General features: G+C 62.2%; 13 protein-coding genes. 7 read left to right on the forward strand and 6 right to left on the reverse strand.

Features of this window, described 5'->3' with window-relative positions:
• The first annotated feature begins 93 nt into the window (after window positions 1-93).
• The gene (locus tag ACR0EF_RS02030) at window positions 94-2,139 is read left to right on the forward strand and encodes an acetyl-CoA carboxylase biotin carboxylase subunit (RefSeq protein ID WP_170340795.1); all 2,046 of its coding nucleotides are present in this window, start codon (window positions 94-96) and stop codon (window positions 2,137-2,139) included.
• Between the two features lie 115 nt (window positions 2,140-2,254).
• Here ACR0EF_RS02030 and ACR0EF_RS02035 read toward each other — a convergent pair whose 3' ends face one another.
• Window positions 2,255-2,701 carry a DUF4174 domain-containing protein gene (locus ACR0EF_RS02035; RefSeq protein WP_170371591.1) on the reverse strand — a complete coding sequence of 149 codons (447 nt, stop codon included), beginning with the start codon at window positions 2,699-2,701 and terminating at the stop codon, window positions 2,255-2,257.
• Between the two features lie 144 nt (window positions 2,702-2,845).
• Between ACR0EF_RS02035 and scpA the strand changes: the two genes are divergently transcribed.
• From scpA to ACR0EF_RS02065, 6 genes are all read left to right on the forward strand, one after another.
• Window positions 2,846-5,011 carry a methylmalonyl-CoA mutase gene (scpA, locus tag ACR0EF_RS02040; protein WP_367646401.1) on the forward strand — a complete coding sequence of 722 codons (2,166 nt, stop codon included), beginning with the start codon at window positions 2,846-2,848 and terminating at the stop codon, window positions 5,009-5,011.
• 155 nt (window positions 5,012-5,166) lie between these two features.
• The gene (locus ACR0EF_RS02045) at window positions 5,167-5,769 is read left to right on the forward strand and encodes a VOC family protein (protein ID WP_170371957.1); all 603 of its coding nucleotides are present in this window, start codon (window positions 5,167-5,169) and stop codon (window positions 5,767-5,769) included.
• Complete coding sequence (locus ACR0EF_RS02050) at window positions 5,766-6,254, forward strand: GNAT family N-acetyltransferase (RefSeq protein ID WP_170369463.1); 489 nt, start codon at window positions 5,766-5,768, stop codon at window positions 6,252-6,254. Before ACR0EF_RS02045 ends, ACR0EF_RS02050 begins: the two co-directional genes overlap by 4 nt.
• Before the next feature lie 45 nt (window positions 6,255-6,299).
• Window positions 6,300-6,980, forward strand: coding sequence for a molecular chaperone DjiA (locus tag ACR0EF_RS02055; RefSeq protein WP_170369461.1), 681 nt, complete (start codon window positions 6,300-6,302; stop codon window positions 6,978-6,980).
• A 4-nt stretch (window positions 6,981-6,984) separates the two neighbouring features.
• Entirely contained in the window at window positions 6,985-7,998 is a 1,014-nt protein-coding gene (locus ACR0EF_RS02060) for an endonuclease/exonuclease/phosphatase family protein (protein ID WP_170371587.1), read from the forward strand.
• Window positions 7,999-8,037: 39 nt separating this feature from the next.
• The gene (locus ACR0EF_RS02065) at window positions 8,038-8,409 is read left to right on the forward strand and encodes a hypothetical protein (RefSeq protein ID WP_170340808.1); all 372 of its coding nucleotides are present in this window, start codon (window positions 8,038-8,040) and stop codon (window positions 8,407-8,409) included.
• A gap of 9 nt (window positions 8,410-8,418) precedes the next feature.
• Here the strand turns inward: ACR0EF_RS02065 and ACR0EF_RS02070 are convergent, their stop codons facing one another.
• The 5 genes from ACR0EF_RS02070 to ACR0EF_RS02090 all read right to left on the reverse strand — a co-directional run bounded on the left by ACR0EF_RS02070 (window position 8,419) and on the right by ACR0EF_RS02090 (window position 14,199).
• Window positions 8,419-9,960, reverse strand: a complete 1,542-nt coding sequence (locus ACR0EF_RS02070; protein WP_170364623.1) for a Ppx/GppA family phosphatase — start codon at window positions 9,958-9,960, stop codon at window positions 8,419-8,421.
• Between the two features lie 49 nt (window positions 9,961-10,009).
• Window positions 10,010-10,699: an HdaA/DnaA family protein gene (locus ACR0EF_RS02075; protein WP_170371585.1), complete on the reverse strand. Its 690-nt coding sequence runs from the start codon at window positions 10,697-10,699 to the stop codon at window positions 10,010-10,012.
• Window positions 10,700-11,773: an AI-2E family transporter gene (locus tag ACR0EF_RS02080; RefSeq protein WP_170340814.1), complete on the reverse strand. Its 1,074-nt coding sequence runs from the start codon at window positions 11,771-11,773 to the stop codon at window positions 10,700-10,702.
• 87 nt (window positions 11,774-11,860) lie between these two features.
• Window positions 11,861-12,835: an isopenicillin N synthase family dioxygenase gene (locus tag ACR0EF_RS02085; RefSeq protein ID WP_170371583.1), complete on the reverse strand. Its 975-nt coding sequence runs from the start codon at window positions 12,833-12,835 to the stop codon at window positions 11,861-11,863.
• Window positions 12,835-14,199 carry an FAD-dependent oxidoreductase gene (locus ACR0EF_RS02090; RefSeq protein WP_170371581.1) on the reverse strand — a complete coding sequence of 455 codons (1,365 nt, stop codon included), beginning with the start codon at window positions 14,197-14,199 and terminating at the stop codon, window positions 12,835-12,837. Before ACR0EF_RS02090 ends, ACR0EF_RS02085 begins: the two co-directional genes overlap by 1 nt.
• Window positions 14,200-14,207: the final 8 nt, after the last annotated feature.

The raw sequence follows: 14,207 nt of genomic DNA on the forward strand, positions 1-14,207 counted from the left end.
GTCCCGGCCATCATTTGACGGAACGCCGTTGCGGGGCATCAGCCCGGCAGCGGCGTTTTCGTTTGTCCAGAACACAAAGACAGAGGACGTTCCATGTTCAACAAGATCCTGATCGCCAACCGAGGCGAGATTGCCTGTCGGGTCATTAAGACCGCTCGGAAAATGGGAATCGGCACTGTCGCCATCTACTCGGATGCCGACAAGCACGCGTTGCATGTGGAAATGGCCGACGAGGCGGTTCACATCGGCCCCCCGCCGGCGAACCAGTCCTACATCGTGATCGACAAGGTGATGGACGCCATCCGCCAGACGGGCGCGCAGGCGGTGCATCCGGGCTATGGCTTCTTGTCGGAAAACGCGAAATTCGCCGAAGCGCTCGAGGCCGAAGGCGTCGTGTTCGTGGGACCCCCGAAAGGGGCGATCGAGGCCATGGGCGACAAGATCACCTCGAAGAAGATCGCGCAGGAGGCCGACGTCAGCACCGTTCCCGGATACATGGGCCTGATCGAGGATGCGGACGAGGCGGTGAAGATCAGCCAGCAGATCGGCTATCCGGTGATGATCAAGGCCAGCGCTGGCGGCGGCGGCAAGGGTATGCGCATCGCCTGGAACGACGAAGAGGCGCGCGAGGGTTTTCAAAGCTCGAAGAACGAGGCGGCGAATTCCTTCGGCGATGACCGGATCTTCATCGAGAAATTCGTGACGCAACCGCGCCACATCGAGATTCAGGTTCTGTGCGACACGCATGGCAACGGCATCTATCTGGGCGAGCGGGAATGCTCGATCCAGCGCCGCAACCAGAAAGTGGTCGAAGAGGCCCCGTCGCCCTTCCTGGACGAGGCGACCCGCCGCGCGATGGGCGAGCAGGCCGTGGCGCTGGCCAAGGCCGTGGGGTACGCCAGCGCGGGCACGGTGGAATTCATCGTGGATGGCGACAAGAATTTCTACTTCCTGGAAATGAACACCCGCCTGCAGGTGGAACACCCGGTGACCGAGCTGATTACCGGTGTCGATCTGGTCGAACAGATGATCCGCGTCGCTGCAGGCGAGCCGCTGTCGATCACCCAGGATGACGTCAAGCTGACCGGCTGGGCGATCGAGAACCGGCTGTATGCCGAGGATCCTTATCGCAACTTCCTGCCCTCGATCGGGCGGCTGACCCGCTATCGTCCGCCGCAGGAGGTGGCCGCGGGGCCGCTGCTGGAAAACGGCAAATGGCAGGGCGATGCGCCCAGTGGCGAGACAGCCGTGCGCAACGATACCGGCGTCTATGAGGGCGGCGAGATCAGCATGTACTATGACCCGATGATCGCCAAGCTGTGCACCTGGGCGCCGACCCGCGAGCAGGCGATCGAGGCGATGCGCGTGGCGCTGGACAGTTTCGAGGTCGAAGGAATCGGCCACAACCTGCCGTTCCTGTCGGCGGTGATGGATCACCCCAAATTCGTCAGTGGTGACATGACCACCGCCTTCATCGCCGAAGAATACCCCGATGGGTTCAACGGTGTCGAACTGCCCGAAGGCGACCTGCGCCGAATCGCGGCCTCGTGCGCGGCGATGCACCGGGTGGCCGAGATCCGCCGCACTCGCGTTTCGGGCCGGATGGACAACCACGAACGCAAGGTCGGCAAGCGTTGGGTGGTCACGCTGCAGGGGCAGGAATATGCCGTGCAGGTGAATGCGGACCGTGACGGTGCCACGGTCAAGTTCGAGGACGGCGCCGCCCTGCGCGTCAGTTCGGACTGGACGCCCGGCGACCAGCTTGCGGTTCTGGACGTGGACGGCAGCCCGCTCGTGCTGAAGGTGGGCAAGATCTCGGGCGGTTTCCGCATCCGCAACCGGGGCGCCGACCTGAAGGTGCATGTGCGCCGGCCGCGCGCAGCCGAACTGGCCAAGCTGATGCCCGAGAAACTGCCGCCAGACACCTCGAAGATGCTGCTGTGCCCGATGCCGGGCCTGATCGTGAAGATCGATGTCGAGGTCGGGCAAGAGGTGCAGGAAGGTCAGGCGCTGTGCACGGTCGAGGCGATGAAGATGGAGAACATCCTGCGCGCCGAGCGCCGGGGTGTGGTCTCCAAGATCAACGCCGGTCCGGGCGACAGCCTCGCCGTCGATGACGTGATCATGGAGTTCGAATAACGCCCATGTGCGCTTGCCCGGAAAATGTGGGTTTCGCCCGTTTTGCCGCCATCTGCACCGTCGGTGCGGATGAGGCGGGCGTGGCAGACCCCTTGCGCCGGGCGGGTCTGGGTCGTCAGCGCCCCTCGCGTCGCTCGCGGACTTCGCGTTCGCGCAGGGGGGTCTTGTCGATGGACCGGCTGATCTCGCGCACGCTCCACGGCGTGGGCTTGCGCAGCTTCACCACACCGTCCTTGTCGACGAAGACCATCGCGAACCCACGCGGGCGCAGTTGCGTCCGGATCGGGGATCGCGCCGAAGGGTCGGTGTCGGTCAGCACGATGACATCCCGGTCACGCATCATGTCTTCGCCCTCCAGCAACATGTCGATCTGCTGCTGGAACCGGGGATCGGCTGGCGTATCGGCAAACACCACTATGGGGCGGTGTGTCCACAGAAACTCGTTCAGATCGCTGTCTCCGGCTGGCCGGATATATGCGGTTTCATCCGGGGCCGCACCGTCGGCGGCGATGGCAGCCACAGGCAAAAAAGCTGACAAAACAAGGGCAAGCGTGCGGGTCATGTGGTCTCCTGTTCCATTGAATATAGACCCAGTTGCCGCGAATGCGACCGGCGAAATGCGTGCGACGATCAAAAAATTGAATGATCGAACCTGCCGTGCGCCGGGTCGGCCCCTCCATATTCATACCCAGCCCCTCGGCGCGCCATTCGGGCCCGCGACGGGAACAGACAAGAGGATTACGCTATGACCGATACGAAGGATTGGCGCGCCCTGGCCGAAAAAGAGTTGCGTGGGCGCCCTGTCGAAGACCTCACCAAGACGACGCTGGAGGGGATCGAGGTCAAGCCGCTTTACACGCAGGACGACATAGAGAACCTGCCGCATATCGGGTCGCTGCCCGGCTTCGGGCCGTTCACACGCGGAGTGAAGGCAACCATGTATGCGGGCCGCCCGTGGACCATCCGCCAATATGCAGGTTTTTCCACGGCCGAAGAATCGAATGCCTTCTACCGCCGCAACCTCGCGGCCGGTCAGCAGGGCGTTTCGGTCGCCTTCGATCTGGCCACGCACCGCGGCTATGACAGCGACCACCCGCGCGTGGTGGGCGATGTGGGCAAGGCCGGGGTGGCGATCGACAGTGTCGAGGACATGAAGATCCTGTTCGACGGCATTCCGCTGGATCAGGTCTCGGTCTCGATGACGATGAACGGCGCAGTGATTCCGATCCTCGCCAATTTCATCGTCACCGGCGAAGAGCAGGGCCATGACAAGTCGGTTCTGGCGGGCACCATTCAGAACGACATTCTGAAAGAGTTCATGGTCCGCAACACCTATATCTACCCGCCCGAGCCCTCGATGCGGATCATCTCGGACATCATCGAGTACACCTCGAACGAGATGCCCAAGTTCAATTCGATCTCGATCTCGGGCTACCACATGCAGGAGGCCGGGGCGAACCTGGTGCAGGAACTGGCCTATACCCTGGCCGACGGGCGCGAATATGTGCGCGCAGCCATCGAAGCGGGAATGGACGTGGACAAGTTCGCTGGCCGTCTGTCGTTCTTCTTTGCCATCGGCATGAACTTTTTCATGGAGATCGCCAAATTGCGCGCCGCGCGTACGCTGTGGCACCGGGTGATGACCGAATTCGGGGCCAAGTCGGACCGCTCGAAGATGCTGCGCACCCACTGCCAGACCTCGGGCGTTTCGCTGCAGGAGCAGGACCCGTACAACAACGTGATCCGCACCGCATATGAGGCGATGAGCGCGGTGTTGGGGGGCACGCAGTCGCTGCATACCAACGCGCTCGACGAAGCGATTGCTCTGCCTACCGATTTCTCGGCCCGAATTGCGCGGAATACACAGTTGGTGTTGCAGGAAGAAACCGGCGTTACCGATGTGGTCGATCCGTTGGCTGGCTCCTACTATGTGGAAAGCCTGACCAATGAACTGGTCGAAAAAGCCTGGGCCCTGATGGAAGAGGTCGAGGAGATGGGCGGCATGACCAAGGCGGTTGCCGGCGGCATGCCCAAGCTGCGGATCGAGGAAAGCGCCGCGCGCCGTCAGGCCATGATCGACCGTGGCGAAGAAGTAATCGTCGGCGTCAACAAGTACCGCAAGGAAAAGGAAGACCCGATCGAGATCCTCGAGGTCGACAACCAGGCCGTCCGCGAGGCGCAGATCGCCCGGCTGGAACGCATCCGCGCGACCCGGGACGAGGCCGCCTGTCAGGCTGCGTTGGACGAACTGACCCGGCGCGCGAAAGAGGGGGGCAACTTGCTGGAAGCCGCCGTCGAGGCCGCGCGTGCCCGCGCAACCGTAGGAGAGATCAGCATGGCAATGGAAAAGGAATTCGGCCGTCATCGGGCCGAAGTGAAAACGCTGGCTGGTGTCTATGGCGCAGCTTACGAAGGTGACGAGGGCTTTGCCGCCATCCAGAAATCGATCGAGGAATTTGCCGAGGAAGAGGGCCGCCGCCCGCGTCTTCTGGTGGTCAAGATGGGCCAGGACGGTCACGACCGCGGGGCCAAGGTGATCGCCACCGCGTTCGCCGATATCGGTTTCGACGTGGACGTCGGTCCGCTGTTCCAGACCCCGGCCGAGGCCGCGCAGGACGCGATCGACAATGACGTGCATGTGGTTGGCATTTCCAGCCAGGCGGCAGGTCACAAGACACTGGCGCCGCAATTGGTGGAAGAACTGAAGAAGGCTGGCGCCGAGGACATCATCGTTATCTGCGGTGGTGTCATCCCCCAGCAGGATTATCAGTTCCTGTATGATCACGGGGTCAAGGCGATCTTCGGGCCGGGGACCAACATTCCCGAGGCGGCGCAGGACATTCTGCGCCTGATCCGCGAGGCGCGCGCCTGAGCTGTGACTTTGGGGGGCTTTCTGCCCCCTTGTGCGCGATGCCTGCGGCCTCGGGCATCGCCCGCGGGGATGTTTGGTGTCAGATGAAGTGCCCGATCGGAATTTTCATGGTATCCGATGGCATGAGGTCGGTTTTAGACGCTGGAGGCGCAATTATGGAGCTTGATCATTTGGCGGTGGCCGCGTCGACCTTGGACGAGGCGGTCGCGCATGTAGAGCAGGCCTTGGGTATTCCGATGGTGCCCGGCGGCACACATGGAAAATTCGGCACCTACAACAAGCTTCTTGGGCTGGACGAGGGCCTGTATCTTGAAGCGATCGCGATTGACCCGGACGCTGCCGATCCTGGGCGGCCACGTTGGTTTGATCTTGATCGTTTCTCGGGGCCGCCGAGGCTCAGCAACTGGGTCTGCCAGGTTTCGGATCTGCAGGCCTGTGTCGATGGATTCTCAATCGACATAGGCGATATCCATGAACTTGATCGTGGTGCCTTGCGGTGGAGGATGGCGGTGCCGGGATCGGGGCGTTTGCCGTTCGACAACCTGTTTCCCGCCTTAATTCAATGGCAAGGTGACTTGCATCCGGCTGGCATGCTGCGGGCCAGTGGCTGCCACCTGCGGCGGCTGGTGGTCTTTCACCCGGACGCGCTGGATTTGGCGCAATTGCTCGGCCCGCTCGACAGGGTAGATTTTGATTCCGGGCCTGCGGCTCTGCGGGCTGAATTTGAAACGCCGCACGGACCGCGGGTACTGGAATGATCATTCGCCCGGCTCTGCCCCGGGATGCGGCTGAAATTGCGGAGATCACCAATTCGATCATCCGCGAGACGCTGATCACGTTTACCACGACCGAGCGAAGCCCCGAAGAAATCGCGCGGGATATCGACGAGCGAGGGCTGGCGTTCCAAGTTGCCGAACTTGACGGCCGTGTCGTGGGATTTGCGACTTATGGCAGTTTTCGCTCGGGTCCCGGATATGCGCACAGCCGGGAACACACCATCCTGCTGGCTCCTGAAGGTCGGGGGCGGGGCGCGGGTCGCGCGCTGATCCGAACCTTGGAGGAGGTGGCGCGATCGCAAGGCGTGCATGTTCTGGTCGCTGGAATCTCGGCCGAGAACCCGGGCGCGATTTCCTTTCATGCGGCGGTCGGTTTCGAGACTGTCGGCCGAATGCCGGAAGTTGGTCGTAAATGGGGGCGTTGGCTGGATCTTGTGCTGATGCAGAAAATTCTGGCCCCGGAATGAATGGTCGCACCTGACAGTCCGTACTCGGCGCGCTAGTGTGCGCCCATGTCGATCTGGTCCCGCATATCCGAGGCGCTGAGCGCGCTTGCCAAAGGTGAAAGCCTGACGGCCGTTTTCGAAAAGCTACGCACGCCGCCCGAACGCTCGGTGGCCTTCGCGATTGCTGTCATCGCCTTGGGCGCAAAGATGGCCAAGGCGGATGGGCAGGTGACCCGCGACGAGGTGACCGCGTTTCGCGAGGTGTTTCGTATTCCGCCGGAGGAAGAGGCCGGCGCGGCGCGCGTGTTCAACATGGCCCGGACGGATGTGGCCGGGTATCAGGAATACGCACGCAAGATCGCGCGCATGTTCGCCGAAGACAGCACCACCCTGTGCGACCTCATGGAGGGGCTGTTTCACATCGCCATGGCGGACGGGTTCTATCACCCCAACGAAAACGAGTTTCTGGAGGATGTGGCGCGGATTTTCGGCCAGACCGATGCACAGTTCAAAGCCCTGCGCGCGCGCTTCGTTCCCGATGCGCCCAAGGATCCCTACACCGTTCTGGGCGTGGCCCCTGACACTCCGCTCCCCGAGATCCGAAAAATCTGGCGCAGGCTTGTGCGTGACACACATCCCGATGCGATGATGGCCCGTGGTGTTCCCGAAGAAGCAATTCGGCTTGCCGAGAAAAAGATGATCGACATCAACCGCGCCTGGGATGAAATCAACGGCGCGCGGGTCTGAGACGATGCGTCTGGCGACCTACAACATTGAATGGTTCGCCAATTTGTTCGACCGCAATGATGAACTGGTTGTCGATGACAGCTGGTCGGGCCGGCACAATGTCACCAAGGCACAGCAGATCGAGGCCATTGCGACGGTGCTGACGGCCGTCGACGCCGACGCCATGCTGATCGTCGAGGCGCCGAATACGGGCAAATCGCAAAACACGGTGCGCGCCTTGCAGCATTTCGCCGAGACGTTCGATCTGCGTACATCCAATGCGATCATGGGTTTCGCCAACGATACGCATCAAGAACTGGCCCTCTTGTATGATCCCGAGGCCCTGACCGCCCGGCACGACCCGAAAAGAGTGCAAGATGGCGGCCACGATCCCGACGATCTCCCACGCTTTGACCGCGAGTTTCGGATCGATCTGGACATTGACGCGACCGAGGATCTGGTGCGGTTTTCAAAACCACCCATGGAACTGGCGGTCCGAACCCGGGCCGGGTTCGAGTTCCGGTTGATCGGTGCACATCTGAAGTCCAAGGCACCGCACGGAGCCCAATCACGCGACGAAGCCTTGCGCATCTCTATCGCCAACCGCCGCAAGCAGTTGGCGCAGGCTGTGTGGCTGTCGCGTCGGGTGCGCGCGCACATAGCCGCTGCTGAACCGGTGATCTTGCTGGGCGATTTGAATGACGGGCCGGGATTGGATGAATTCGAACATCTTTTCGGGCGGTCATCGGTGGAAATCCTTCTGGAAACCGGCCTGTACGATCCGCATCCCGCACAGGCGCTTCGACCTCGGCCGGGCTGGATCCCATCGACCGCGCGCTTTGCCCGCCCGAAGGAAGGCCAATATCTTGAGGCTTTGTTGGACTACATCATGATCAGCGAGGATCTGAGGGTCCGCAATCCGGTCTGGCGCATCTGGCACCCGTTCCGGGACGAACACTGCTGGACGGTGCCAGAGTTGCGCGATGCCTTGGTCACGGCCTCAGATCATTTTCCGGTGACGCTGGACATCGACATCTGACCCTTTCAACAACTGTTCCCGCCCCTTATATTTCAGGTCATGAAACGATTGATGCTGATAGGTGCCACGGCCCTTTTTGCCGCGCCGGCCGCGGCCCAGGACGAAGGCGGTAAGTCCCTGATGGAGCAGGGGGCCGAGCTGTTCTTCGAGGGCCTGCGAAAGGAAATGGAGCCCGCGCTTGAGGATCTTCTGGGGCTTGCCGAGCAATTCGGCCCGGCCATGCAGTCCTTTATCGAGGAGATGGGCCCGGCCCTTGCCGAGATCGGCGGCAAGGTCAAGGATTGGAGCGCCTATGAGGCGCCCGAAATGCTGCCCAATGGCGACATTATCATCCGCAGGAAACCGGACGTTCCCGACCAGCCCGATGAGGTTGCTCCCAAAGAGGACGATGAAGGCGCAACCGATATCTGATCGTCCGGATCAGCCCTGCATTTTGACGATCGGGCGCGATTTCAGCGCGTTTGCCAGTGACTCGAATCTTGCCTCAGCCACTTCGTTGAACAAGGGGCTGAGCGACTTGGGCAGGTAAAACTCCAGTTCGCGCTTCTTGGGGTAGAAACGCAGCTTGCCAGTGGCCGCGTCGTTCTGCATCCACAGCATTGCGCCGAAACGCATGGCCTTTCCCAGAATCTCGGCCTGCTTCTGGTCGCGCTCGTCCAACAGTTCGTACAGAGGGGCGAAGCGGTTGCCCTCTCGCTTGTTCCGGTAACGATGCTGCAGGGCAAGTCCGATGAAGACACGTTCCGAGTGTTTCAGGCCGCCCAGGTTGGCGCGAGTCACATTGTCGAAACAGACCTCGGCCCGATAATCGGGGTGGGCGCGCCAGCTGACATCGTGCAACAGGCAGGCCGCCTTGATCAGCCGAACTCGGGCAGGAGGGGCGGACCGGAACAGCGGCATCACGAAATCATAAAGATGCGGCCCGAAACCGGGCAGCCGAGCGTCCTTTTGCTCCGAGAACCGGCAGGCCTCGATCAAAGGGTCGCAATCCCGCAGAATCTGGGGCATCTGCTCGTACAGCAGGCCCTCGCGGATACCATAGCTGGATATTGCGATGTCTTTGGGTTTGAAGGTGCGGATCAGCCGCGACAGCACGTCCATCGCGTAGGGGATCAGGGCCATCCGCGAGCTTGAGACCCCGGCCTGAGAGCGCAGGTGTTCGTGGTCGCCCTTTTCGATGAACTTGATCGTTTCGCGCACCTGCTTGGTGGTCATGCGGTATTCGTGCAGCACGTTCAGCGGATACCCGCGGCGCAGCATGTCCAACCTTGCAAAGGCTCGCCAGCTTCCGCCGACCAGGAACAGGCGGTCGCGCTGCGGCCCCATCTGGTCCCGCAGCGCCTCGAGTGTTTCCTTGATGTGGGCCTTGCGGGCGCGGCGCCCGCCCTTGATATCCCGGAGTTTGAGCGGCCCCAGCGACGAGGACACGCACCGTCCGACCGATCCGCCGCCGATCTCTGCCAGCTCCATGGACGAACCGCCGATGTCGCAGATCAGGCCGTAGGCGCCCGGCCAGCCCAGCAGGACACCCTGAGCCGACAATCGGGCCTCTTCCTCGCCGTCGATGACCGAGATATGCAGCCCTGTCTCGGCCAGAACTTCCTGACAGAACTCCGGACCGTCTTCCGCCTCGCGCACGGCGGCGGTGGCTACAACGTGCAGTCCGGGCAGGCCAAGATCGCGGGACAGGTGTTCAAAGCGCCGCAGCGCCGCCAGCGCACGTACGCGACCGCGCGGGTTCAGCCTGCCGGTTTCCGACAGCCCGGCGCCAAGCTCGCACATGACTTTTTCGTTGTAGAAATAAGCGGGTGACCGGGCCGCGCCGTCAAAGATAACCATCCGAACCGAGTTCGATCCGACATCGACCACGCCAACGCGCGAGAGATCTCGGATTCCCGGATGGTCGAACAGCGGTCTTCCGAATGGTCCCCAGTCCGGGATCCTTGCAGCGCTCTGTTCCATGATCTCCCCAACGTTGCCTCGCGCAGGATGCGAAATCGGACCCCACGGGTCAATCACCGGAAACCGCCGTGTCGATTTCGTTGTTCAGAACGCGCACGGCCAAGGTCCGTGTGATCTCGCGCTTTTCTGCCAAAGCGACCCGATCAAGTTGGGCCACCACCTCGGCTGCGGTTTCAAACCGGCGATCCATGTGCTTGACGAGGTAGGCGATGACGTCCGGGCCCGGGTTCAGCTGTCGGTCGACGAACAGCTTGGCCAGAACCGCGCACAGCAAGGCATCATCGGGCGGATCAAGCGCCACATGATGGGCACCTTCCACCCGGCTCTGCAGGTCGGCCAGCGGCAGTTCCCAATATTTGGGGGCAAGGCGCCCGGTCATCAGCAGGGCATGCCCCTCGGCCAGAACCAGATTGTGGAGGTGAAACAAGGTTTTCTGCTGCTCGGTATCCCCGGCGATCATCGGGATGTCCTCGACCGCCACGGGATTTTGCGCAAGTGCGGGAACATCTTCGTGTTTCAGATCAGCGGCCTGCACGATACGCCCGCCCGTCTCGGCGGCCCAGACATGCGCAAGATGGGTTTTACCTGATCCGGCGGGGCCGCTCAGGACCAGCTTGTTGCCCGGCCAAGAATTGGCCGAGATCATTGCGACGGCCAGCGCATTCGCAGGGGATACGAAAAAATCCTCGCGCCCCAGCGCGGTCATCGCCGGAAGATCAAAGCTCAGCTGTTTGGCCATTCACTCGCTTTCCGGATCCAGCTCATCACGCCCCGTGTACAGGCGGCTTGTCAGATATTGCGAAGTTCCGAAACGTGCAAGCACGCCCAAGGCCGCAGCGACTGGAACGGCGATCAGCATGCCGACGAACCCGAACAGCGCGCCAAAAACGGACAAGGCCAGAAGCAACCAGACCGGGTGAAGGCCAACCGAGTCACCAACCAGTTTGGGCGTCAGGAAATTGCCTTCGACGACTTGGCCGATGGCGAATATCCCGGCCACCAGACCGATCGAGGCCCAGTCACCCCAGAATTGGAACAGCGCCAGGCCAATGGCCAGCGTACCGCCGATCAATGCGCCCAGATAGGGAATGAAGGTGACCAACCCGGCGATGAAACCGACCACCAGGCCGAATTGAAGGCCGACGATCATCAAGGCAACAGCGTAGTAGGTGCCCAGGATAAGGCAAACCGTACCCATGCCGCGCACGAACGAGGCAAGCACAGCGTCAATATCGGCCGCCAGCTTGCGGATCGTCGGCGCATGGTCCCGGGGCAGCAGATCGTTGATCCGGGCGATCATCCGGTCCCAGTCCAGCAAAAGGTAGACGGCCACCACGGGCACAATCACCAGAAGGACCACGATGTTCACCGCTGACCCGACCGAGGCCATGACCGTTTCGAGGATGTCGCCTGTTTTGCCCTTCAGCGTATCGCCCATTGATAGAAGGAACTGGTGGGTGTTCGATTCCCGGTCCAGCAGCGACGGGAATTGCCGCTCGACGAAGGCTCGCAATTCCTGGAACAGGCTGGGCAGTACATCCACAAGATCGATCAGCTGAGTGATCAGGGCCGGAACCACCATCAGGATCATCAAGGCGAAGGCAAGAATGCTGAAGACGGTAATGATCGCCGTCGCAGCCGCGCGCGAAAGCCCCATGTTCTCCAGCCGGTCGGCTACGGGATCCAGGAAATAGGCCACTGCGCCGCCGATCACGAATGGCAGCAGAACGTCGCCCAGCAGCCACAACAGCAATATGAATATTGCAGCGGCGATGCCCCAATATCTGAATTGATCCCGAACCGGCAACGCCATCGCGGCCTCCTGACTGCGTCGTTGCCCTTGTTCTTGGCTGATGAAGGCCCGCGATGCAAGCGGTTCATGGATCAGTGTTTTTGTGTCTCAGTCGTGTAGAGTGCCCAGTTCCGGCGTGTCTTCGGCGGCGGTCTCGTCGGACCAGTTGGTACGCCAGATCTCGGCGGACCAGTGACCGCAATGCACGGACGGGCGGTCAAATCCCGGCAGCGGCGGCAGCATCGGAGAAACCACCACGTCGTGCCGCGGTACCGCGAAGTAGGGAAAGGAGTAGCGCTCCTTTCCGGATCGGTTGACCACGCGGTGCGGGGTCGATTTCAGGCGCCCGCCGGACCAGAGCTCGAGCATGTCCCCGATGTTGACGACAAACCCACCGTTCGGGCAGTCGGGAGTGATCCAGCCGCCGCCCCGCGTCTGGACCTCCAGCCCACCCACCGGGTCGGGGGCGATGATGGTCAACGCGTCAGTGTCCTTGTGGGGGTGGATGCCATAGCCGTCCTCTTCCGGGGCCTGCGGCGGGTAGTGCAGCAAAGTCATGTTGGTCAACGGGTCGCGGAACGCATTCCGCAGGCAACCCGCAGGCAGTTCCAGCCCGGCCTCCAACGCGCCCAGCAAGCTGTCGGCCACCTGATCCAATCGCGCCCAGTATTCAAGGATGATGCCCTGCGCATCCGGTACCTCTGCAGGCCAGAGGTTGGGTCCGTACAGCGCGCAATCCCGGCGGATGGGCGCATCCTCGGCCACTTCGTGGTGCAGCTTGTAGCCCTCATACTTGTCCGCATGTCCCGACCCGTCATTGGGCGTGAAGAACCCCATCGGGATATATCCGCGATAGTTCTCGCGGGTGATCGCCTGCTGCCATTTGCTGGCTTCGTCCACGTCGAAGATTGCGCGAACGCAAATCCGGACCCTTTCTACAAGCTCTGGCGGGATGCCGGTGCCGGTGATCGAAAGGAAACCTATCCCGGTGCACGCATCCATGACCTGCTGGACGATTTTCCCGCGGTCAGGGTGGTTCTCCTGCATCAAAGGCGCAATGTCGATCGTCGGGATGCGTTCCATCAGTGGATCCTCACGCCCTGTCTGTCCAATTCGGAATGAACCGGGGTCAGGTTCAATTCGGACAGCTCCTGATTGCTTTTTAGTGCGATGGCGGCCGCGATGCCGGCCCCTTGGCCCATCACAGCGCAGCAGGCCATGTTGCGTGTCGCCGCGTGGGCGATGCGGTCGGCCCCATGAGACCGGCCAGCCACCAGCAGCCCGCGCACCCCCTTTGGCAGCATCGAACGGTAGGGTACCTGCATGTAGCGACCGGTGGTGGGCAGGATCAGGATGCCGTAACCGTCGATGAACTCGGGGTAGATGCCGATCGTGTCCTCGAACCGGCCCTGATGGCGCACGTCGTCCTCGGTCATGTTGTAGACCGCGTCGATCTTGCGGGTGTCACGGATGCCGATGGTCATGCCGAAGTTGCGCAGCCGTGCGTCTTCGCATCCGGGCATGAACCGACGCAGAGCGTCAATCGCCAGCATGGTCTGGCGGCGGCCCTCGATCTCGCCTCTGGTCAGGCTGTCCGGGTCTGTTCCGTCGATCCCGGCCAAGTGGATCAGGTTCATGTAGGTCAGCTCGCCCGTGTCATGCATTGCGCCCCAGGTGCCCGCGATGGTGTTGAGATGCGCCGGGATCAGGCCTTGGTCGATGGCCTGCTGGAACGGCTTGTAGACGAAGGGCGAAAACATGTCGTCCTCTTTGCCGCTGGTTTCGATGTTCCATTCGCCGCCGCCGCCCCAGTCCTTGTAGGTCTGCGGGTCGGCCTTTACGCCCTCCATGAAGGCGCGCTTGTCGACCCCGGCCAGGTGGAACATGACCGAGGCCGCCATCATCTGTTCCGGCTGGGTCTTGCGGGTCGGGGCGCCGGCACGGTGGGCCACGTCGGCATCGCCGGTGGCGTCGATCACGATACGGGCAAGGATCGCCTCGCGCCCCGCCTTCGACTCGGTGATCACACCGGTGATCCGGTCGCCGTCCATGATTGGGGCCACGAACTGGCGATGCAGCATCGGGCGGACACCGGCCTCTTCCACCAACCGGTCAGCCACCAGCTTGAACCCCTCACTGTCCAACTCGTAGCTCAGCGATTGGCTTTCCGGGACCGCCGCGCCCATCTCCTTGGCGCGTTGCTCGAACTCCCATCCGATGCCGCCGGCCTCGATGGTCTTGTCGTGTCGGTACCAGGCAAAGCCCTCGACACCGACGGCGGTGATATTGCCGCCCATGCAGCCGAAACGGTCCAGCAGAGCGACCTCGGCCCCGGCGCGCGCGGCCGCAAGCGCAGCGGCCAGCCCTGCCGGGCCAGAGCCCACCACCAGTACGTCAGTCTTGTGCACCACGGGGATGTCTCGGGCGGGTTCGCGGATGGTCTGCATTGGGGCCT

The organism is Ruegeria sp. CG8 (assembly GCF_056537165.1).